The sequence below is a fragment of the Pseudomonas sp. NY11955 genome (genome assembly GCF_048068035.1).
Classification (GTDB): Bacteria; Pseudomonadota; Gammaproteobacteria; order Pseudomonadales; family Pseudomonadaceae; genus Aquipseudomonas.
In genome coordinates this window covers 178,580-199,775 of the sequence record NZ_JBLUPS010000006.1, presented here as the reverse complement: position 1 = coordinate 199,775, position 21,196 = coordinate 178,580, and the positions used below count along the sequence as shown (strand labels likewise).

General features: G+C 62.9%; 22 protein-coding genes. 11 read left to right on the top strand and 11 right to left on the bottom strand.

Going from position 1 to position 21,196, the window contains the following annotated elements; translation table 11 throughout:
• Positions 1-27 precede the first annotated feature (27 nt).
• Positions 28-879, top strand: a complete 852-nt coding sequence (locus ACNFBR_RS13825; RefSeq protein ID WP_416735419.1) for a LysR family transcriptional regulator — start codon at positions 28-30, stop codon at positions 877-879.
• A gap of 57 nt (positions 880-936) precedes the next feature.
• Here ACNFBR_RS13825 and ACNFBR_RS13820 read toward each other — a convergent pair whose 3' ends face one another.
• Complete coding sequence (locus tag ACNFBR_RS13820; RefSeq protein WP_416735418.1) at positions 937-1,956, bottom strand: RHS repeat-associated core domain-containing protein; 1,020 nt, start codon at positions 1,954-1,956, stop codon at positions 937-939.
• Positions 1,957-2,158: 202 nt separating this feature from the next.
• Between ACNFBR_RS13820 and ACNFBR_RS13815 the strand changes: the two genes are divergently transcribed.
• The 3 genes from ACNFBR_RS13815 to ACNFBR_RS13805 all read left to right on the top strand — a co-directional run bounded on the left by ACNFBR_RS13815 (position 2,159) and on the right by ACNFBR_RS13805 (position 7,107).
• Entirely contained in the window at positions 2,159-3,904 is a 1,746-nt protein-coding gene (locus ACNFBR_RS13815) for a hydantoinase B/oxoprolinase family protein (RefSeq protein ID WP_416735417.1), read from the top strand.
• Positions 3,905-3,917: 13 nt separating this feature from the next.
• Positions 3,918-6,002 carry a hydantoinase/oxoprolinase family protein gene (locus ACNFBR_RS13810; protein WP_416735416.1) on the top strand — a complete coding sequence of 695 codons (2,085 nt, stop codon included), beginning with the start codon at positions 3,918-3,920 and terminating at the stop codon, positions 6,000-6,002.
• 148 nt (positions 6,003-6,150) lie between these two features.
• Positions 6,151-7,107 carry a helix-turn-helix domain-containing protein gene (locus ACNFBR_RS13805; protein ID WP_416735415.1) on the top strand — a complete coding sequence of 319 codons (957 nt, stop codon included), beginning with the start codon at positions 6,151-6,153 and terminating at the stop codon, positions 7,105-7,107.
• A 142-nt stretch (positions 7,108-7,249) separates the two neighbouring features.
• On the opposite strand, the gene ACNFBR_RS13800 is transcribed toward ACNFBR_RS13805, so the two are convergent.
• From ACNFBR_RS13800 to ACNFBR_RS13790, 3 genes are all read right to left on the bottom strand, one after another.
• Positions 7,250-8,143 (bottom strand): DUF2950 domain-containing protein, encoded by an 894-nt coding sequence (locus ACNFBR_RS13800; RefSeq protein ID WP_416735414.1) that lies wholly within the window; start codon positions 8,141-8,143, stop codon positions 7,250-7,252.
• Positions 8,140-9,606, bottom strand: a complete 1,467-nt coding sequence (locus ACNFBR_RS13795; RefSeq protein WP_416735413.1) for a DUF3300 domain-containing protein — start codon at positions 9,604-9,606, stop codon at positions 8,140-8,142. Before ACNFBR_RS13795 ends, ACNFBR_RS13800 begins: the two co-directional genes overlap by 4 nt.
• A gap of 137 nt (positions 9,607-9,743) precedes the next feature.
• The gene (locus ACNFBR_RS13790) at positions 9,744-10,403 is read right to left on the bottom strand and encodes a VIT1/CCC1 transporter family protein (protein WP_416735412.1); all 660 of its coding nucleotides are present in this window, start codon (positions 10,401-10,403) and stop codon (positions 9,744-9,746) included.
• 129 nt (positions 10,404-10,532) lie between these two features.
• Between ACNFBR_RS13790 and ACNFBR_RS13785 the strand changes: the two genes are divergently transcribed.
• Positions 10,533-10,784, top strand: coding sequence for a hypothetical protein (locus tag ACNFBR_RS13785; RefSeq protein WP_416735411.1), 252 nt, complete (start codon positions 10,533-10,535; stop codon positions 10,782-10,784).
• A gap of 155 nt (positions 10,785-10,939) precedes the next feature.
• On the opposite strand, the gene ACNFBR_RS13780 is transcribed toward ACNFBR_RS13785, so the two are convergent.
• Together ACNFBR_RS13780 and ACNFBR_RS13775 are read right to left on the bottom strand one after the other, a co-directional pair.
• Positions 10,940-11,812 carry a DMT family transporter gene (locus tag ACNFBR_RS13780; protein WP_416735410.1) on the bottom strand — a complete coding sequence of 291 codons (873 nt, stop codon included), beginning with the start codon at positions 11,810-11,812 and terminating at the stop codon, positions 10,940-10,942.
• Between the two features lie 109 nt (positions 11,813-11,921).
• Positions 11,922-12,332, bottom strand: a complete 411-nt coding sequence (locus ACNFBR_RS13775) for a RidA family protein (RefSeq protein WP_416735409.1) — start codon at positions 12,330-12,332, stop codon at positions 11,922-11,924.
• A 189-nt stretch (positions 12,333-12,521) separates the two neighbouring features.
• Between ACNFBR_RS13775 and ACNFBR_RS13770 the strand changes: the two genes are divergently transcribed.
• Positions 12,522-12,848, top strand: a complete 327-nt coding sequence (locus ACNFBR_RS13770; protein ID WP_416735408.1) for a hypothetical protein — start codon at positions 12,522-12,524, stop codon at positions 12,846-12,848.
• A 43-nt stretch (positions 12,849-12,891) separates the two neighbouring features.
• On the opposite strand, the gene ACNFBR_RS13765 is transcribed toward ACNFBR_RS13770, so the two are convergent.
• Positions 12,892-13,104: a PLD nuclease N-terminal domain-containing protein gene (locus ACNFBR_RS13765; RefSeq protein ID WP_416735407.1), complete on the bottom strand. Its 213-nt coding sequence runs from the start codon at positions 13,102-13,104 to the stop codon at positions 12,892-12,894.
• 216 nt (positions 13,105-13,320) lie between these two features.
• On the opposite strand from ACNFBR_RS13765, the gene ACNFBR_RS13760 reads away from it, so the two are divergent.
• A complete protein-coding gene (locus ACNFBR_RS13760; RefSeq protein WP_416735406.1) occupies positions 13,321-14,328 on the top strand; it encodes a GlxA family transcriptional regulator in 1,008 nt (335 codons plus the stop codon).
• A gap of 2 nt (positions 14,329-14,330) precedes the next feature.
• Here ACNFBR_RS13760 and ACNFBR_RS13755 read toward each other — a convergent pair whose 3' ends face one another.
• Entirely contained in the window at positions 14,331-15,014 is a 684-nt protein-coding gene (locus tag ACNFBR_RS13755; RefSeq protein ID WP_416735405.1) for a TetR/AcrR family transcriptional regulator, read from the bottom strand.
• A 102-nt stretch (positions 15,015-15,116) separates the two neighbouring features.
• Positions 15,117-16,001, bottom strand: coding sequence for a hypothetical protein (locus ACNFBR_RS13750; protein ID WP_416735404.1), 885 nt, complete (start codon positions 15,999-16,001; stop codon positions 15,117-15,119).
• A gap of 315 nt (positions 16,002-16,316) precedes the next feature.
• On the opposite strand from ACNFBR_RS13750, the gene ACNFBR_RS13745 reads away from it, so the two are divergent.
• From ACNFBR_RS13745 to ACNFBR_RS13730, 4 genes are all read left to right on the top strand, one after another.
• Positions 16,317-17,297: an aliphatic sulfonate ABC transporter substrate-binding protein gene (locus tag ACNFBR_RS13745; protein WP_416735403.1), complete on the top strand. Its 981-nt coding sequence runs from the start codon at positions 16,317-16,319 to the stop codon at positions 17,295-17,297.
• 16 nt (positions 17,298-17,313) lie between these two features.
• Positions 17,314-18,705, top strand: coding sequence for an LLM class flavin-dependent oxidoreductase (locus ACNFBR_RS13740; RefSeq protein WP_416735402.1), 1,392 nt, complete (start codon positions 17,314-17,316; stop codon positions 18,703-18,705).
• Between the two features lie 106 nt (positions 18,706-18,811).
• A complete protein-coding gene (locus tag ACNFBR_RS13735) occupies positions 18,812-19,648 on the top strand; it encodes a bifunctional allantoicase/(S)-ureidoglycine aminohydrolase (RefSeq protein WP_013972924.1) in 837 nt (278 codons plus the stop codon).
• An 88-nt stretch (positions 19,649-19,736) separates the two neighbouring features.
• Positions 19,737-20,336, top strand: coding sequence for an START domain-containing protein (locus ACNFBR_RS13730; protein ID WP_416735401.1), 600 nt, complete (start codon positions 19,737-19,739; stop codon positions 20,334-20,336).
• A 23-nt stretch (positions 20,337-20,359) separates the two neighbouring features.
• Here the strand turns inward: ACNFBR_RS13730 and ACNFBR_RS13725 are convergent, their stop codons facing one another.
• The gene (locus ACNFBR_RS13725) at positions 20,360-20,563 is read right to left on the bottom strand and encodes a hypothetical protein (protein WP_416735400.1); all 204 of its coding nucleotides are present in this window, start codon (positions 20,561-20,563) and stop codon (positions 20,360-20,362) included.
• Between the two features lie 198 nt (positions 20,564-20,761).
• Positions 20,762-21,184, bottom strand: coding sequence for an Lrp/AsnC family transcriptional regulator (locus ACNFBR_RS13720; protein WP_416735399.1), 423 nt, complete (start codon positions 21,182-21,184; stop codon positions 20,762-20,764).
• Positions 21,185-21,196: the final 12 nt, after the last annotated feature.

The window sequence follows — 21,196 nt, the reverse complement described above, 5'->3', positions numbered from 1 at the left end:
ATAGCTACCATCGGTTTTATCAATACCATGCGTTACTCACCTGAAGCACTGGTTGCCTTTGTCGAAGCCGCATCGCTGGGTTCGTTTTCCGCGGCGGCCCGCAAGCTGCGTAAAAGCCAGTCCACCATCAGCATCGCCATCGCCAATTTCGAAGCCGATATCGGCTGCCCGCTGTTTGATCGCGGTGGCCGCCACCCCACGCTCAATGAGGCCGGCCGGCAGGTGCTGATTCATGTCGAGGCGATTCTCGATGCCAGTGCCCAACTCGATGCGCTGGCGGTGCGCCTGGCGGAAAACGTCGAACCGCTGGTGTCGGTGGTGATGTCGGACAGCTACAGCGTCACCTTCCAAGGCGCCGTGATGGCCAGCTTCGCCCAACACTACCCGCACACCGAATTGCGCTGCGGCCCGGCGGAAGACGCTGATGTGATCGAGATGATCCAGCAGGGCCTGGCCCATGTCGGCATTCTTGCCGCGCAGCCCAGCTACCCCGCCGACGTGGCCGTGGCGCGCTTGCCGGAGCAGGCGGAATTTGGCGTTTACGTGGCCAGCGGGCACCCGTTGGCAAACCTCGCACAGGTACAGGCACAGCACCTGGAAAATGCACGGCAGCTGTATATCAAGACTTATGCTCCCAGCCTGCACCACGGGCGCGGCCAGGCCTGGTCGGCACCGGATTACCTCACCCTGCTGGAGTTCGCCGTGCGCGGGTTTGGTTGGGCTGAGCTGCCCAGGGCACTGGTGACACGGTTTGGCAATGGGCTGGTAGAGTTGCAGATAGCGGGCTACCCGCGCCGGGTGGACATGGATGTTGTCTGGTCGAGCCGGCGGGCGCTGGGGCCGGCGGGGCAGTGGCTGGTGGAACAGATGCTGGGATAGCCAGAAAGCCTTCTTTGACAGTGTCCAGCCAAACGGGCCGGAATACACTGGCAAGTATTATCTACCAGCCCGTATTCTCGACAATTTTTGCTTAACCACTTGGACTAGAGCTCTCACTCTAGGAGGTTCGACACCGTAATTCAAATCCCTGATACTTTGCTGCGGATTCGTACCTAACTCCAAAGCGTTGATTACTGCGCTGCGTACTATCCGGCTCTCCTCTAAATTCAACGGGGATAAAAGTTGATAATTTTGAGTATTCCATTTTTTAAGAGAAGACACCTCTTGCGAGGTGATAGGCTTTCGGGAATACTTATAAAAACCTACTCGCAGCCTGCCTGTTACGCCAAGCTCTGCAACTGATGCTATCCCAGTAATTTGCTGTGTTGGAGCATCGTTTAAGGGCAAACTGCGCTGAGAATTAGTTTGTGCTTGACTCCTCCAACCCGGCTGTGAATTCAATGCTTCCTGCACAATTTTTTCCTGGATCTCAATCGACGTTCTGCGCCCATTCCCGCCGCCTGTACTCCATGCAGGTTGGGAATTCAATACTTCCAATACTATTCGGTCCTGAGTCGCCGGCGACATTCTTCCAGTCGGACTGGGCGATCTCGAGCGCATCATGTGTCCACTGGGATCACTGAAATTGATCGGATCACTTGCACAATAGGCATAACAGCTTAACCCACCCTCAGCAAAGGGGCTAAGGCTGTCAGGGCTTAGAAAACGCATCAAGACAGGGCTGTAACCCCGATAGCCATTACCGAGTAGATACAAATCGCTCACTAACAAGTGGCCATTGAATGCTGGACGCTGCGGAACCATTTCATCTGGGCTGTGCAGGCCATAAGCACCGTATGTTGCCGATTCCGGCTGTGCCTGAGAATCGACTTGTATCACTGAGTTCCCACTGTCCACAGCCAGCATCGCTAAGTGGGCAGTTTCTTGCTCAAGCCTGCGCTCTGCCAGAATACCTGATTGCGTTCTTATGCAAACCACGGTTTCACTGCCTGTCAAGGCTATATGAACCCGATCCAGCTGTAAGAAAAAGCGCGTGATGTTCGCCAACTTGGTCATGTGATGGCTCCGGTCTATGAGTTGCCATTTTCTATACGCTGAAGCAGATTGAGCAACTGCCAAAAATGATGGGTGTGCACCCAAACACAACAACCCGTACACCCAACGACAATCCTTTCCCCCGCCCTCCCCGTAGCCTGTCACCACGCGCCGCCCCTCTGGCGGCACGCACCCAAAGCACAAGAACAAACGTTGGTGACCTATGCAGACAGTAGATCCGATCACCCTTGCGGTTGTACGGGGCGCGCTGGAAACAGCGCAACGGGAAATGACCTTGACCCTGGAAAAGACCGGCCGCTCTAGTGTGTTCAACCTGGCCCACGACTATTCCAACTCGCTGTTCGACCACTTGCCGGAAATGATCCTGCAAGGCCAGGACATCCCCATCCACCTGGGCTCACTGATCCCGGCCATGAAATGCGTGGCGGCGTATTTCGGCGACGACATCGCCGAAGGCGACGTGATCTACCACAACGACCCGGCCTACAAGGGCAGCCATATTCTCGACTGCTGCATGTACAAGCCGGTGTACTACCAGGGCGAACTGGTGTTCTGGACCGTGTGCAAAGGCCACCTGACCGACATTGGCGGCCCGGTGCCGGCTGGCTACAACCCCGACGCCAAGGAAATCTACGCCGAAGGCCTGCGCATTCCACCGGTCAAGCTGTGGGAGAAGGGCAAGCGCCGGGAGGACGTGATCAACTTCATGCTCACCAACATGCGCGCCCGCCCCTACCAGGAAGGCGACCTCAATGCCCAGTACGGTGCTTGCAAGGTCGGCGAGCGGCACCTGCTGGAACTGCTCGACAAGTACGGTGTGGCACAGGTACGCGCTTGCATCGCCGAGCTCAAGAACATGGCCGACCGGCACATGCGCGCGCTGTTGCGCGATGTGCCGGACGGTGACTACAGCGGCACCGCGGTGCTCGAAGATGCCGGCCACGGCCTGGGGGAACTGGCCATCACCGCCCATGTGCAGATCCGTGGCGAGCAGGCCCACGTGCGCATCGACAGCCCGCCACAGGTGCCGTACTTCATCAACTCCTACGAGGGCAACTCGGTGTCTGGCGTGTACCTGGGGCTGATGATGTTCGCCCAGGTCGCGCCGCCTTATAACGAAGGCCTGTACCGCTGCGTCACGGTCGATGTCGGGCCCAAAGGGACGCTGTGCAACGCCGAGGAACCCGCGCCCCACGTCAACTGTACCACCACCCCGATGGAGACCCTGGCCGATGCCGTACGCACCGCGCTGGAACAGGCCTCACCACAGCGGGTAACGGCCTCCTGGGGGCATACCAGCGGTATCAACATCGCCGGCCACGACCCACGCAACGGCAACAGTGAGTACGTGACCATGGTGTTGGCCTCGATCATTTCCGGTGCCGGCGCCAACAAGGTGATGGATGGCTGGCACGCCTGCGGCCCGCTGTGTTGTTTCGGGGCGCTGATGAGCGGCGACATCGAGCTGCTCGAACACGCCTACCCGGTGCTGATCCACCGCTACAGCCTGATGGCCGACAGTGGTGGCGCCGGTGAGTTTCGCGGTGGTTCCGGCACCCGCCTGGAGATCGAACCGCTGGACCACGCCATGACCGTGGTCGGCTTCGGCGAAGGCCGCCAGTTACCCACCGCCGGGGCCGCCGGGGCGCGCAATGCCCTGCTCGAACCCAAGCTGGGCCGGTTGATCCACCGCCACGCCGACGGCAGCGAAGACCATTACACGCAGAACCCTATGCTCACCCTGCAACCCGGCGAACGCATCATCAACGTCAACCCAGGTGGCGGTGGCTACGGCGACCCGCTGCGCCGCCCGATCGCCGCAGTACTGGAAGATGTGCGCAACGGCCTGGTCTCGCCACAAGGGGCAGCCCTGGAATATGGCGTGGTCCTCGATGACGAAGGACGCCTCGACGAAACCGCAACCCGCCTTGCCCGCACCCCACGCTGACCGGAGAACCATCATGCGTAACCAATATCGCCTGGGCATCGACGCCGGCGGCACTTTCACCGATTTCATCCTGGCCGACCGCGACGGCGGCGTGCAGCTGTTCAAGGCCCCCTCCACGCCGCAAGACGGCACCCTGGCCATTCGCGCCGGCCTGGCACAGATCGCCGACGCCACCGGGCGCAGCCCGAGCGAACTCATCGCCAACTGTGACCTGTGCATCAACGGCACCACCGTGGCCCTCAACGCGCTGATCGAGCGTACCGGGGTCAAGGTCGGCCTGTTGTGCACCGAGGGGCATGAGGACAGCCTTGAAATTCGCCTGGGCCACAAGGAAGAAGGCCACCGCTACGACGCCCATTACCCGCCGGCCCACATGCTTGCCCCACGCCATCTGCGCCGCCCGATCGGTGGCCGTATGCTCGGCGATGGCCGTGAGCACAGCCCGTTGGACGAAGCCGCTATCCAGGCCGCCATCGACTACTTCCGCGCCGAAGGCGTGCAGGCCGTGGCCATTTCCTTCCTGTGGTCGGTGCGCAACCCCAGCCACGAACAGCGGGCCGCCGCGCTGGTGCGGGCCGCCCTGCCCGGGGTATTCGTCTGCACCGGCTGCGAGGTGTTCCCGCAAATTCGCGAGTACACCCGCACCTCCACTACGGTGGTCAACGCCTACCTAAGCCCGGTCATGGCACGCTACGTGGCGCGCATCGACAGCCTGTTCCAGGAACTTGGCGCACAGCAGCCGGTGCGCTACTTCCAGTCCAACGGTGGCCTGGCGCCTGGGCACCTGATGCGTGAACGCGCCGTCAATGCGATCAACTCCGGCCCGGCCTCGGCGCCACAGGCCGGGCTGGCGGTAGCGAAGCCGTTCGGCATCGACAACGTCATTACCGTCGACATGGGCGGCACCTCGTTCGACATCACCCTGACCAACGCCGGGCGCACCAATTTCAGCAAAGACGTGGACTTTCTGCGCCAGCGTATCGGCGTGCCGATGATTCAGGTGGAGACCTTGGGCGCCGGTGGTGGCTCCATCGCCCATCTGGACGAGTTCGGCATGCTCCAGGTCGGCCCGCGCAGTGCAGGCGCCATGCCTGGGCCAGTGTGCTACGGCAAGGGTGGCCGCGAACCCACGGTCACCGACGCCAACCTGGCCTTGGGCTATCTGCCCGACGGCGCGCTGCTGGGCGGCAGCATTCGCCTGAACCGCCAGGCCGCGCTGGACGCCATTCGCAGCAAGATCGCCGAACCGCTGGGCATTAGCGTGGAACGCGCCGCATTCGGCATCACCACCCTGGTTAACTTGAACATGGTCAACGGCATTCGCCGGGTGTCGATCGAGCGCGGTCACGACCCGCGCGACTTCGCCCTGATTGGCGCAGGCGGTGCGGCGGGCATGCACGTGGTGCGCCTGGCCGAAGAAATCGGCATGCACACCGTGCTCATTCCCAAAGTGGCGTCAGGCCTGTGCGCGTTCGGCCAGATCCTTTCCGACGTGCGCTACGACCAGCTGACCAGCCTGTCGATGCGCCTGGACGCCGAGCACGTGGACCTGGCGCAGCTCAACCAGGCCCTTGCCGAGCTGCGCCAGCAAGGCTTGGCCAACCTGCGCGAAGACGGCTTTGGCGACCAGGCCAGCAGCTGCCACTACACCCTGGAAATGCGCTACCTGGGACAGATCCACGAATGCAGCGTGGAGCTGGAGCAGCATGCCCTGGATGACACAGGCCTGGCCGCGCTCATCAGCCGCTTCCACAGCCGCCACCAGACCCTGTACTCGTACAACGAACCCGACAGCCCGGTGGAGCTGGTGAACCTGGAGTGCTCGGTGATCGGCCACCTGCCACGCCCGCCGCAACCCGAACTGCAGGGCCCTGCCGAGCCGCCGGCGCCTGAGGCACAAAGCGTGCGCCCGATGCTGTTCAGTGCCGACGGCGAATGGCAGCCCACACCGGTGTTCAACGGCAACCATTTGCTGCCCGGGCAAACTGTGCATGGCCCCTGCGTGATCGAGGAAGACACCACCAACATCGTGCTGCCACCTGGCTGGCAAGCACGTCTGGAGCCTTCTGCCACCTACCGGGTGACACGCGGGGCTTGATCTGAAGGCCGGCGCACGCCGATCATGGGCCAGATAACCGCCCGGCAGCTTTGTGCTGCCGGGCGGTTTGTACAATAACAAGAGCTGCTTGAGTAGCTTGCCTGCAGTTCCTTTTTTCAATGCCGCCCTCTTTGAAAAAGGACCCACCATGCCCACAGAACTCTCGACCCACGGCTGGCCACAGCCCGAACGCCAGGCGCGCTGGGCCGAAGCCATCAGTGACACCTATTTCCCGTTGAACCTGGAATTTGCCGCCGCACAGCCGTTCAATGGCCACTTGCAGCGCTGGAGCACGCCAAGCACTCCGCTCAGCCTGTCGCGTCTGCGCTCCAGCCAGCTGGGCTACTCGCGCAGCAAGGCGCACATCGGCCAGGACCATGAAGCGTTCTACCTGGTGACCGTGCCGCATGGCAGCGAGGTGCACTTCGAGCAGGACGGCCACCAGATCAGTTGCAGCCCGGGTGGTTTCATCGTCGAACGCGGCGATGCGCCCTACCGCTTCCACTACGGCTCGCAGAACGACCTGTGGGTGCTCAAGCTGCCCGAACGCGCGCTCAAGGCCAATCTGCTGGGGCACAGGCGCTACACCCGGCATTGCTTCGATGCCAGCCAGGGCCTGGGGCGCATCTTCGTCGAACAGCTGGACCTGTGCGCCCGCCACTTCGACGCCAGCCCCGCAGCGGCCCGGCATCTTCTGCTGGAGCAAGCCTCGGCCACGCTGCTGCTGGCCCTGCAACAGGACGAGCGAGTGCTGGGCAGCGAAGGCAGCAACCTAAGTGCCCTGCACCTGACACGTGTCGAGCAATACGTGCAACAACACCTGGGCGACCCCGAACTGTCGCCGCAAGCCATCGCCAGTGCCTGTGGGCTGTCGCTGCGTTATTTGCACAAGCTGTTCGCGATCACGCCCTACACCCTGAGTGAGTGGGTACGTCATCAGCGCCTGGAGGCCGTGCACCGGCAATTGCGCGACCCGCATTGCCACCTGGCCATCGGCGAACTGGCATTCCGCTGGGGTTTTGCCGACCAGGCGCAGTTCACCCGGGCGTTTCGCCAGCGGTATGGGTGCACGGCGCGAGAGGTGCGGGCGGCGCTTACGCACTGAGCAAGCCGCATCACCCTGTAGGAGCAGCCTTGTGCTGCGAAGAGGCCAGCGATGGCGACACACCTGCTGTGCCTGGACTGGCCTCTTCGCAGCACAAGGCTGCTCCTACAGGGTGATGCGGTAGCCTGAGACATCGGCGGGCTCAATCCCCCGCCGGCACATCCACCACCTTCCAGCTGTCATCCGGGTCGAAGCGCTTCATCTCCTTGGCCAGCCTATCGCCGTGCGGCCCGAGGTCTTTCTCGAATACCTCGCCGTCATGGCTGATCATGAAGCTCATCACCCCAGTGTCGTCGTACTTGGCCGGCCAGGCGACCATGGCAAAGCCACGGCTCATCTGGTTGCCGATCAGGTAGCTGTAGGCGCCGCCGGGGGCGGACGGGCCTTGTGCGTCGAGGATGCGAAAGTGGTAGCCATACCAGTCGTCACCGACCACATCCTGGCCGAACAGCGGCCCCAATGGGCTGACCTGGCCATCGCCATCGTCATCCCAGTACAAACCGTCATGCTTGCCAGGGTCGCTGAAGATTTTCTGCGCGTACTCCAGCGCACCGTTGCCATTGTGGTCCTGGGTGGCGTAGTCCATTTGCGCATCGTGATAAGCCAGCAGCGACTGCAGCACGCCCAGCTCGTTGCGGCCGATACGCCGGGCGCGGATTTCGGCACTCCCGGCCTTCAGGTCGAAGCGCCAGCCCTGACTACTTTTGCTCAACGGGATGGGCAAGGTCCAGTGATCGCTGCCCACCGCCAGGATGGCCCTGCCCTCGCCTGCCATGTCGATACTGTGCTGTGCACGATACTGCTCCAGGAAGGTGTCCACGTCGCTGCGCTGCACACCGCCACGCGGTATATAGGTGCGCCAGTCATCGCCCAGCAGCTGGGCCAGGCGAGCCTCATCAGCTTTCTCAGTGCCCAGCGCCGCGACAAAGGATTCAACAGCTTTGTCTGGGGTCGGGAAAGCTTCCTGGGCAGTGGCCAGGGACGAGCAGGCCAAACCCACTGCAAGCAACATTGCCGCCAGTGCTGGACGTTTCATCGACGGCCTCCTCCACCACGACGCGCTGGCGCGCTAGGCCGAGAGATCTGGTGCCCGGCGGCACGCGATGCGCTGGGGCGCTGGGCGAACGCCTGGCTGGTGCGTCCACGGTTGGCCTGCGCGTTGGTGCGCGACGGCGAGCGTACGCCATCGAAGGCGTTGTTACGGGCACGACCGGCGCTGTTCGCAGGACGGTTAAGGCCTGCTTGCCGCACTTGCCCTTCCCCCTGCCGGCGTTGGCTCACCGGGTTGTCATGCAGCCGGCCCTGGGTGTTGCGTGCCTGCTGTTGCCGGTCGGCAGCTCTCGGATTGTCGCCGCGAGCCTGCATGCGGTTGCCCAGAGCGTTGTCGGACTTCGCTTCACGCATTTGTTGACGTGCCTGGATGTTGCTGGTGGCCGGGCGCTCGATACCCGCCCGGTCCATCGAGGCGCGCGCCTTGTCCCGCGCCTGAGCACGTTGGGCGTCGTCGCCGCGAAATGCGCTGCGCTGGCTGGCGCCGTCCAACTGGCGACCATACTGCTGGCGGCTGCGAGCGTCGCGGTAAGGCACACCGTCGCGGTTGGCGGCATTGTGCTGCCATTTGTTCTGGTTGTTGGTAATGCGGTTGTTGGCGTTGATGTTGTTGTAGCGGTTGACGTCGATGTCGATGTCATTGTTGCCCCAGTCACAATCGCCCCACAACGAGGCGACGATCGCCACGCCGGTACCGAAGGCCAGGCCGGCCACCAGCGCGGAGCCGGGGTAGTACATCGGCGGTGGCGGGTAATACACCGGCGGCGAGGCCGGGTAGGCCCAGGTGCCATAGGTGGTGGTGGGGTTGTAGCTGGGCACGTACACCACTTGTGGGTCGGCAGGCTCGATGACGATGGTGGTAGGTGGCACGCTGGCGGTCACGACCTGGGTGCCGCTGGCAGCGGGTGCGGGGGCCGCCGCAGGTGCGGTGGTGGTCTGCACGGTCACGTTCTGGTACTGGTTGCTCTGCAGGTTGCCAGCGGCCTGGGCCTGGTGGCGCAAACGCTGCACGCTGCCCATGACATCGTCGGGCTGGGCAAGAAAGGCATCACCTAGGCGCTGCACCCAGACCGGGTCTTGGCCCAGGGTTGCCAGCACCTGCGGGAAAGCCACCAAGGCTTGTACGCTCGGGTCCCAGGGCTGCTTGGCCACCTGCTTGACCGCATCGTCGCCGGTGGCCTTTGGGTTGGCCTTGGACCAGGTCACAGCTTCACTGACCTGCCCTGGGTAGGTCGACGCCATCAGCACCTGGGCCAACAGCGGGTCAGGGTACAGGGCAATGGGCGCGGTCATCTGGTCGAGCTGTTCCTGGGTGAAGACCGCGTCCTTGGCTGCGGCAGTGGCTGGCGGCGCAGGGTCCGGTGCCGGTACGTCTTCGGCCAGCACCAGGCCGGGGGCAGCGCTCAGGCACAGGAGTGCCGACAGGACAGCAAACAATGGCGTGCGCATCGCTTATCCCCATGAGGTCAGACCGCGTGGAATAAGGGTAGCAATGACGGTGGGTTTGGCCAGAGGCGGGGGGGCAAACTTTTCGCGCACCAAGGTTGCGAGCAACCCCGTGCCATCAAATACCGTTTGGCCGTGATTTAGCCGCCCAGGGCAATGATCGCCAGGATCAGTGACGCGCCAACAGCCACCATGGCCACGCCCGTCAATTGGGTGCGGCCGCCGGAATAGCGCGCCAGCAGCCAGCCCGCCAGGTACAGCATGGCCAGGGCAACGAGGTTCGATACGCGGATGGCCGTGCCGGTGGTGTCGATCAACAGGAACGGGATAACCATCGGGAACGTCGCCAGCACCACCAGCAGGAACGTGCCCAGGGCAGCCTTGAAATCTTCCAGGCCCAGGCGTGCCGGCAGCGGGCGAGCGGCATCGCGTTGCATCTGGCTGCGGAGCATTTCCAACCCCTCGTCATCCAATGCCAGGCCGATGCGTTCTGGCAGCGCATCGGCAATCAGCCTGCGTGCCTCGCCGCCCCCAGCAGCCTGCAAGCGGGTCAGCAAAGTACGTGCACGGGTGCGCTCGGTCCAGGTACGCAACAGATAGATGACCGCGTCGGCCAAGCCCCAGGCCAGGTTGCAGCCAAGCGCAGCGGCCAGCATCACCCGGGCTTCTTCGCGCCCTGCCGTCGCCACGCTGAGCGAGCCGATGAAGGTCATTGCCATCAACAGGCCGAAGATCACCTCGGTAATCCGATCGATCGGCTCCAGCACGCCCCATTTACGCGGTTGCTCACCCTGCCCCATCACGCCCTCCCGGCCCCTCAGGAACCATCGATAGTCACTATCGAGAATGGCAATTTCTACCGAACGCCGTGGCCACATAACCTAGCTCTACCCACTCGCCGCCCATGACCCGTCACTTGGAGCTACCTGATGAACATCCTGGCTCGCCTGCTGCCCGCCACCCTTGCCGTGCTTGCCATCGCCATCGCCAGCGGCTGTGCCAGCCACCCTGAGCTGCGCCCGTACACGGCTGGAGAAGCCCGCCAGTTGCAGCTGGAGGCGCTGCAGCGCCGAGGCTTGTCCCTGGACGACTACGAGCAGCAACGGCGGATCATCCAGCGAGCCGACAACTTGCCTGTCATGACCGAGGTCGCCGACGCCGACCGTTCGACCAAAGGTTGAACGGCCTAACCAGCGGTCCCCTCCCGCCGCTTGGCTACGAGGTGGGGTTGAACCATTATAGTCAGCCAAACATCGCAGGCCCCAACAGCTGTGACGCGTACTCTGGCATCAATACCTATTGCGACAGCGTGGTCACGCTCTAGGCGCAGCTTCTTTTAACGACGCGGAGCCAGCGCCAGTGCGATACCGCTCAGTACCACCACGCAGGCAATCAGCAAGCGCAACGATAACGGCTCACCGATCAGGGCAACCCCACCCAGTGCGGCAATCACCGGCACGCTCAGTTGCATGGTCGCCGCCTGCTGCGCATTGACCTGCCTGACCACGCCATACCACACGGCGTAACCGGCGCCAGAGGCTAAAACACCGGAGCCCAGGGCATACAGCACGCCAAGCGACGTAAGGTGCGGGCCGCTGCCCAGCAGCAGCATCGGAAGCAGCAGCACCAGGCAAGGTAGGCTGCGGCAGAAATTGCCGGCGGTGTCAGCCAGCGGCCTGGGCGAGCCTTTGCCCAGCAGTGTGTACACGCCCCAGGCCATGCCAGACAGGGCCATCAGCAGGGCACTGGCCAATGGCGGTGCCGAAGCCCCGGGCAACAGCAGTACCAGCAGGCCGGCAAAGGCGATCAACATGCCCAGCAACATGCGCGCAGTGATGCGTTCGCCCTTGTACCAGGCAAAACCGAACATGGTGATCTGCACGGCACCGAACAGCAGCAATGCGCCCGCACCAGCCCCCAGTTGCAGGTACGCCGCAGAAAACAGAAAGGCATACAGAAACAGAGCCAGGCCGCCCCGCCAATTGCCACCCACGGCCTGCGCGGGTTTGCGCAAGCGGACCAGCAACAGCAGGAACACCGCACCACTGGCCAGGCGCACCATGGTGAAGGATGCCGGGTCAATGGCCCCGTCTTTCAGCGCCAGGCGGCAGAACACCGAGTTGGCGGCGAAAGCCACCAGGCTGAACAGTGCAGGCCAGAGCCAGGCCCTGGCCTTGCGGTCGGTAAGCGTGGTGGTGCCGGTGCTCATGGTGTGGTCACCTCTGAGTGGAAATTGTTGTCATAGCGGCAATGCGGTTAGGGCCAGCACCGATATACAACAGAGTGATTCCTTGGCGCCACCTATGAATCGCCCGGTGCTACACCGCGGCGGCGGCCTCGATTTCCACCAGCATGCCGTCAAGCGCCAACCGGTGTACCGGTATCAGCGTACAGGTCGGCTTCATGTGCGGGCCCCAGGCTTTGTCGGCTTCGGCCACCCATTGGCGCAGGCGCGCCTCGGAGTGCTCGACAATCAGCAGGGTCAGCTTGAACACCTGGGCCAGGCTGGCGCCTTTCGAGGCCAGGGCCAGCTCCAGGTTAGCCAGTGCCTGGCGGGCCTGCTCGGCGAACAAGGGTGACAACTGGCCGTTGCTGTCCTCCCCGCCCTGGCCGGCGATGAACAGCAGACGGCTGCCAGCGCGCACTTCGGCGACATGGGAGTAGGCGTTGCCGCTAGGGTCGTACAAGCCTTCGGGGTTACTTAGCTGAAATGCGCTTGATGGGGTCACGGCAGGTTCTCACTCGGTTGAAGGAGTGGCGGAGTATCGGACCTGAAGTTAACTCTAGGTCAAGCGCAGCGTAGGGCGTTTCGCACAAAGCATGGCCCTGCTTGAACCACGCGTCTGTTTGCACAGTGGCCGTCAGGCGTTAGATTGCTGGACCCGGCATGGAGGCCTGCACAACACAAGGAAATGCTCATGAGTAAATTTGATTTTCAATTGGCCTATACCATTCAGCCGCACAACCCTGCCCGCGACGAAACCGATGCCGCGCAAGCGCGCCTTCATTTGCGGAGCAAACTGGGCCTGGACACCGTGGAGCACATTGAAACCACTCTGCTCGGGATGATCACGCTCAAGAGCGCCACGCTCGCAGAGCGTAAGCGGGAAGCTGAAAAGCTGCTTCACGACTACATCCATACAGCGCTCAAGCAACTGCGTGTGTTGTCGACCGTGGAGTTCTACGGCTGCCTGATGGTGGACGGGCTGGGCCCAGCCATACGCTTCGACATCCTGCCCAAATGAACATCCACGGCCTCAGGCCCCCCGCGCCCGAGGCCGAGAACCGTCATTTTTCCTGCAGTACCGCCCTGCCCTTCACCGCCCGTGGCCCACGCCAGGCCCAGAACAGCAACCCGGGAAATGGCGCGTAGACCACAAACACAATCCACAGCATCTTGCGCTCGGCGCGCCGATCACTGCCGATGATGTGCCAGATGGCCCAGATCTCCAGCAGGATGACCAAGGCCGCGGTAATGATCCAGATCGTACCGATTTCCATGAGCGCTCTCCCAATGGCATGTAATGGGTTGGGTTGCGGCAAGCGCTGAGGGTTCAGATTGATTTGCCGCTAGTGCTCTAACGCAGCTGCCACCTCTGCGCCTGGCCAGGCAGGTTGCCTGAACACGACCTGTAATACGACACCGCCACCGGGGAGATTGTCTTTCGTCCGGGCACCGGCCACACTCTGCGGGCCAGCCAGGAAGCGGAGTTCAGAGTGCCCACGCCACGCCAGTTCAGCAAGAAGACCAGCACCAGCAACATGCTGCGGCTCAAAACCAGCAGCGCCAATGCCCAGGCCCCCTACCGGGTCGACTTCGTCCTGCTCGAACACTTCTCGATGGCAAGTTTCACCGTGGCCATGGACGTGCTGGTCACGGCCAACCTGCTGCGCGCCAACAGCTTCCAGTTCACCCCGCTGTCGCTGGACGGCGATCGGGTGCTCAGTGACCTGGGGCTGGAACTGGTGGCCACCGAGTTGTCTGGCGAAGCGTTGAGGGAGCTGGACCTGCTGGTGATTTGTGGCGGCTTGCGCACACCGCTGAAATACCCGGAACTCGACCGCCTGCTGGACGACTGCGCCGCTCACGGCATGGCCCTGGGTGGCCTGTGGAACGGCGCCTGGTTTCTTGGCCGCGCCGGGGTGCTGGACGACTACGGATGCAGCATCCACCCCGAGCAGCGCGCCAGCCTGTCCGAGCGCAGCCCGCAAACACGCATTACTCCAGCCAGCTTTACCCTTGACCGCGACCGCCTCAGCGCCGCCAGCCCCAATGGCGCCATGGAGCTGATGCTGGGCCTGGTGCGCCGGCTGTATGGTGACGGCCTGGCCGAAGGCGTGGAAGAAATCCTGTCGTTCTCCGGCGCGCGCTACCGCCAGGTTGGCCCAGGGGCGAAGAAGTCCATGAGCTTGCACCTGCGCACCATCGTCGAACTCATGGAAAACAACCTAGAAGAAACCCTCAGCCTCGACCAGTTGGCCGCCTACAGCGGGCGCTCGCGCCGGCAGATCGACCGCCTGTTCCAGGCCCAGCTAGGCACGTCGCCACGCCGTTACTACATGGAACTGCGCATCACCAAGAGCCGCCGCCTGCTGCAGTATTCCGACCTGTCGGTGATGGAAGTGGCAGTGGCCTGCGGGTTTGTTTCGGTATCGCATTTCAGCAAGTGCTATGCGGCGTACTTTGGCTACCCGCCGTCGCGTGAGCAGCGGCTGGGTGAGTGAACTCAGCTACGGCGCGCGGTCTGGATGTAGCGCAGCACCGCATCACAGATCATGGCCTTGTGGCGCTGCTTGACCTCATCATCGGACAGGTCGATCTGGAAGATCTCGCCAAAGGTGTGGCGGTTCGACACCCGATAGAAGCAGAACGAGCTCATCAACATGTGCAGGTCGATGACCTCGATGCCGGGACGGAACACACCTTCCTGCACGCCACGGTGCAGGGTGTTGCCCAGGGCTTCGAGCACCAGGCTGCTCATTTCGCGAATCGCCGGCGACTGCTTGACGTACTCACCGTAGTGGATGTTTTCGGTGCAGATGATGCGCACGAAATCGACGTTGCGGTCGTGGTGGTCGAAGGTGAACTCCACCAGCCGGCGGATCGCCTGTTCAGCCGGTAACGACTCCAGGTCCAGGCTTTGCTCGGTCTTGCGGATATCCCCGTACAACTTCACCAGGCACTCGCAGTACAGCTGCTCCTTGCTGCCGAAGTAGTAGTAGATCATGCGCTTGGAGGTCGCAGTGCGCTCGGCGATGGCGTCCACGCGCGCGCCGGCCAGGCCTTGCTGGACGAACTCGTTGATGGCCGCCTGGAGGATATCCTCACGCGTTTTCTCGGGGTTGTTCTTGCGCGTTTTGCGCCCCCCTTCAATTTCAGGCTGGCCGAGGCCGACTACGGAATCACTCATACCCACTCACAGGCTATTTATTGGAATGTGGAGGGATTATCCGCGAGCGCGGCCACGCAGGGAAGCACGCTGTTGGTCGGGTAGCCAGGGAGCCGCGCGTAGTCAATCGCGCTGGGCAGTGGCAGGCGCCGGCGGCGGTGTCAGGTGCAGCACGCGGTTACGCCCACCCTCAGCCAGCAGATAACCACCCTTGCCATCGGCGACGATTGCCTGGGGGGCCTTGAGGAAGGTCAGCACGGTATGCTGACTGCCATCGGCATCGATGCGCAGCAGGCGCGCGCGGTGGGTGTTGTCTTCACTGATCCACAGGCCACGCTGGTCACAGTACAAGAACGTAGGGTTACGCAAGCCATCGACCACTACCGGGTCGCTGCCATCATCGGACAAGGCGCGGACCTTGCCATTGGCCTTTTCGGTGTACAGCAGGCGGCCGTCACTGCAGCGGGTGAGGCCTTCGGTCTCGGTCAGGCCAGAACGCAACACATCGAGCTGGCCGCTGTTCCAGTCATAGCGCATCAGGCGGCCATTGCCCTTGCGGTCTTCGATGGCGAACAAGTGGTCACCGTCGTTCCACAGGCCTTGCACGCTCTCGCCGTCGAACAGGTGGGTCACCTGGCCATCGCGAGACAGGCTGACGGGTGCCTGGCCACCTTCCTGGCTGAACACCCACCCCCCCTGGGCCGCGACCATGCCATCGGGCTTGGACAGGTTGTCGATAAGCACTACCCGCTCACCGGTTGCGGTGATCTTGAGGATGCTGCCCCGGCCGTCGTCCAGCTCACGGCTGACCAGCAGGCTGCCATCGGCCTGCGGCAACAGCGAGGCGGCCTTGGTCACGTCGCGATGCAACACCTCGACATCCCAGCCGGAAGCGGCCTGCACCGGGTAGAAACTCTGCCAGGCGAAGAAGCCCAGGGTGGCCACGAGCAGGCCGGCGGTGGCAGTCAAGGCGATGCGGGTGCTGCGCTTGCGCAGAATGTGCGGCATGTAGGGGCTCCTCGGGATTGCCGTGGATCCTAGCAAGCGAATGTGAAAAAAATGTCGAAAGCGCTGTACACCACCCTCTGTAGGAGCAGCCTTGTGCTGCGAAAGGGCCATTACGCTGGGCAGTGTTGAAGTGGCGCTGCCGGCCCTTTCGCAGCACAAGGCTGCTCCTACAGGGGTACGCGCCAGACCAACAAAAACAAAAGGATATAAAAAGAACAAAACAATCTAACAAACAGGAATATAAAAATTGAAAGCCACACGCCACCTCCTTAGTCTGGGCACATCGCTTCCCACCCAGTTCAAAGGACCAATCCCATGCCAATCCGCGCCTTCTCCCCGCTGCGCCGCCTGCTGATCGGCGGTTTGCTGGCCAGTGTCGCCAGCGCTTTGCTGCCCTGGTCAGAAGCCATTGCCGAAGACGCCAAAACCCTGCGCATCGGCTACCAGAAATTCAACAGCATCAACATCCTCAAAGGCAGCGGCGCGCTGGAAAAGGCCCTGGCACCCGAAGGGGTGAAGGTCAGCTGGCACGAATTTGCCGCTGGCCCGCAGTTGCTCGAAGCGCTGAGCACCGGTGCCATCGACCTCGGCCATGCCGCCGACGCCCCGTCGGTGTTCGCCCAGGCCGCAGGCAAGCCGGTGGTGTACCTGGCTGCCGAACAACCTTACCCACGCGGTATCGGCCTGGTGGTGCGCGAACAGGACCACTTGGCCAGCGTGCAGGACCTGAAAGGCAAGCGCGTGGCTACCGGCCGCGGCTGGAATGCCCAGTACCTGCTGGCCGTCGCGCTGGAACAAGCCGGCCTCAGCTACCAGGACATTACCCCCGCCTACGTCAACAATGCCGCCGATGCGGTAGCCGCGCTGCAATCGGGCAGCGTCCAGGCAGTCACCCTGTGGGACCCGTTCCTTGCCGCCGCAGAGAGCCAGCCAGGGCTCAAGAACCTGCGCGACGGTAGCGGCCTGTCCAACAACCGTACCTTCTACCTGTCCACTGCCAGCTATGCCGACCAGCACCGTGCGCTGCTGAAGACGTTCTTTGCCGAACTGGCCAAGGTCAGCCAGTGGGCCAACGCCAAGCCTGCCGAAGTCGCCGCGCTGCTGGCGCCGCAGTTGGGGATCAGCGCCAACGTGCTGGAAGTGGCCAGCGAGCGGCGCAACTATAACGCCGTGGCCATCACCCCGCAGATCGTTGCCGAGCAACAGAAGCTGGCCGACACCTTCCAGGGCCTGGGCCTGATTCCACGCAAGCTGCAGGTGGCCGACGCGGTCTACCCGGCTTCCGTGTTGCCTTGAGCGGAGCACGCCGACCATGCCTCGCCCGATTCGCTTCAACGCCTTCAGCATGAACGCTGCCAGCCACCAGTCCCCCGGCCTGTGGCGCCACCCGCGCAACACCAGCGTGGCGTTCAACCGCCTGAGTTACTGGACCGACCTGGCCCGCCTGCTCGAGCGCGGCCTGTTCGATGCCCTGTTCATCGCCGATGTGCTGGGCATCTACGACGTCTACCAGGGCGGCCCACAAGCGGCTCTGCGCGGCGGCGTGCAGGTACCGGTCAATGACCCGCTGCTGCTGGTACCGGCGATGGCCGGGGTCACCGAGCACCTGGGTTTCGGTGTTACCTTCTCGCTGACCTACGAACACCCCTACCCCTTCGCCCGGCGCATGTCCACGCTTGATCACCTGAGCAATGGCCGGGTCGGCTGGAACATCGTTACCGGCTACCTCGACAGCGCTGCGCGCAACCTCGGCCTGGCGCGTCAACTGGGCCACGACCAGCGCTACGACTTGGCCGAGGAGTACCTGCAGGTGCTGTACAAACTGTGGGAGAAGAGCTGGGAGGACGACGCCGTGCTGCTGGAGCGTGACAGCGGGCGCTATATCGAACCCTCGCGGGTACACCCCATCAACCATGTGGGCGAACACTTCCAGGTGCCCGGCATGCACTTGTGCCAACCGTCGCCACAACGCACACCTGTGTTGTTCCAGGCCGGCGCTTCGGCACGCGGGCAGCAGTTTGCCGCGCGGCATGCCGAATGCGTGTTCATCAGCGGCCCGACGCCGACGGTGTTGCGCCGCTACGCCGACGGCATCCGCCAGGCCAGCGAAGCGGCCGGACGTGGCCGCGACGACGTGCTGATTTACGCCCAGGCGCTATTGATCGTCGCCCCCACGCGGGAGGAAGCCGAGGCCCGGTTCACCGAGTACCGCAGCTATGTCGACCTGGACGCCGCCCTGGCGCTGCTGTCGGGCTGGACCGGTATCGACTTTGCCGGCCTCGACCCCGACGCGCCGATCGAATACGTCGAAAACGACGCAGGCCGCGCCGCCCTCGCCGCCTTCACGGCCGCCGACCCTGGCCGCCGCTGGACCGTGCGCGAGGCAGCCGAATTCGTTGGCTTGGGCGGTCGCGGCCCGGTGCTGGTCGGCGCGGCCAGCGAGGTGGCCGACCAGTTGGAGAACTGGCTGGACCAGACTGGCATCGATGGTTTCAACCTGACGTACGCCGTACAACCGGACGACCTGGCCAGTGTGGTCGAGTTGCTGGTGCCCGAGTTGCAACGCCGCGGCCGCTACCCGCTGGCCTACACCGAGGGCACCCTGCGCCACAAGCTGTTCGGTCAAGGCGACCAGTTGCGGGACCGGCACGTTGGACGCCAAATCGACATTCAGCGATCAAATACCGGGTATTCCAACATTTAATTTGTGGATGGCACACGCTCGACCCTATTCTGTCGCCACATCCCCTGCGCCGCACCGGCCGGTGCGGTTCAAGGCATGGGGAGAGAACAACAAGTCGAGATCGTCCATGTCGAATCATTCGTACTTCGCCCCCCACGGTGGGCACCCAGCTCAAACCGAGTTGCTGACTGACCGTGCCATGTTCACCGAAGCCTATGCAGTCATCCCTAAAGGCGTGATGCGTGACATCGTCACCAGCCACCTGCCGTTCTGGGACAAGATGCGCATGTGGGTCATCGCCCGCCCGCTGACCGGTTTTGCCGAAACCTTCTCCCAGTACATCGTCGAAGTCGCCCCTGAAGGCGGCAGCGAGCGCCCCGAACTGGACCCGAACGCGGAAGCCGTGGTGTTCATCGTCGAAGGCGAACTGGACATCACCGTGGAAGGCAAGCACCACACCCTGGTGCCAGGTGGCTATGCCTTCCTGGCCCCGGGCGCCGAGTGGAGCCTGCGCAACAACAGCAAGTCCAACGTCACCTTCCACTGGCTGCGCAAGCACTACCAGAAGGTGGAAGGCCTGGATGTACCTGAGTCCTTCGTGACCCACCGTGACAACGCTACCGTTATCGAAATGCCGGGCACCGAAGGCCGCTGGGTCACCACCCGCTTCGTCGACATGGCCGACATGCGCCACGACATGCACGTGAACATCGTCACCTTCCAACCAGGCGGCGTGATTCCCTTCGCAGAAACCCACGTGATGGAGCACGGCCTGTACGTGCTGGAAGGTAAAGCGGTATACCGCCTGAACCAGGATTGGGTCGAAGTGGAAGCCGGCGACTTCATGTGGCTGCGCGCCTTCTGCCCGCAAGCCTGCTACGCTGGCGGCCCTGGCAAGTTCAGCTACCTGCTGTACAAAGACGTGAACCGTCACGTGCACCTGACGCTGAACCCCAAGCGTTAAGTTCAGGCTGACACCCGCAAGCCCGCCAACCTGGCGGGCTTTCTGTTTGCGGCACATACTGAAACTCCCCCCTCGCGCGGTACCAGCCATGAACCGCTGCCTGCTGCTCACCGCCCTGCTGTTGTGCACCCCCGCCCTGGCCGCCGATGACTGGAACCTGGCCTATGACCGCGAAGGCATTCGCGTATACCTGAGCGGCGTGGCCGACTCGCCTTACCAGCAGTTTCGCGGCGTGAGCACCATGAAAGCCAGCGTGCGTACCCTTACCGATCTGCAAGAGAACCTGCGCGTAGCCTGCAAATGGCTGTACGCCTGTGATCAGATGCGTTTGCTGGACGTGGACGGCGCCAATACCTGGGTGTACCTGACCACCAACTTGCCTTGGCCGACGATGCCGCGAGATATCGTGCTGAAGGTGACCAGCGAACGCCTGGACGATGGCACCCTGCTGCGGCACTTGAGCGCCGAGCCCGACAGAATCCCCAAGGTTGACGGACTGATCCGGGTGCAGCACCTGAACGGTGAATGGCGGATGAAGCCACTGGGTGAGCGTGAAACCGAGGTGACTTATCAGTTGCAAGCCGACCCGGCCGGGGATGTGCCGGGTTGGCTTGCCAATCGGTTCGTAGTGGATGCCCCGGTGGTGACCCTCAGAACCTTGAGGGCCGTCGCCGAGCGTCAGCCCTGAAGGCCTCCGCCAGCGTTGCCACGTTATGAATCAAAGTCGAAGTCCGGGCTGCAACCACCGACTGGCGTCGGGAATGTACCTTCAGGGCAAGGCATTTCTGGCACGCCTACGCCATTGACTTCCCCACGACCCATTTGAAGCTGTTCGCTGGTGACGACATCGTTGCCATGGGCGACCTGAACCAGGCCTGCGGCGGCCAGCAGCGTAATGAATGCAATCTTTTTCATATCGGTTTCCTGAAGCTAAGTGAAGGGACCTGCCCGAAAGATCCTATGCTCCACACCGCCCAGAGGGCTTTAGCCAATAGCCTCCAGATCATTCAGAAACCCACTCCCGCATCGTGGGAAGCGTCAAAGCACCTGACAGATTTTTCGAGCCAGGTGACAATTTGTGCACTGCACCTGTCAGAAGGCTTGACCCGGCAGTCACATCTTGTAGGTCGACAGCAGAATGCTGGTCTCGGTGTTTTCAATGTGCGGTATCGAGCGGATGGTGTTCAACGCCCGGTCGAAGGCCTCGAGCGTGTCGGCGCGCAGCTCGGCCATGAGGTCCCAGCGACCATTGGTGGTATGGATTGCCACCACGTTGGGGTGGCCCCGCAGCGCGTGCTTGACCTCTGCGGCGTGGTGGCCGCTGATACCGATGCTGGTGATTGCGCGCACGCCCTGCTCCAGCGCGTCGGAGCGCAAACGTACTGTGTAGCCGATGATCACGCCCTGCTCTTCGAGCCGGGTGATGCGGTTTTGCACAGTTGCCCGGGCCAGCTTGAGCTTCTTCGCCAGGGTCAGCACGGGGATACGTGCATTGTCCCGCAACAGTGCAATCAGTTCCCGATCGATAGTATCCATAAACCTGCCAAA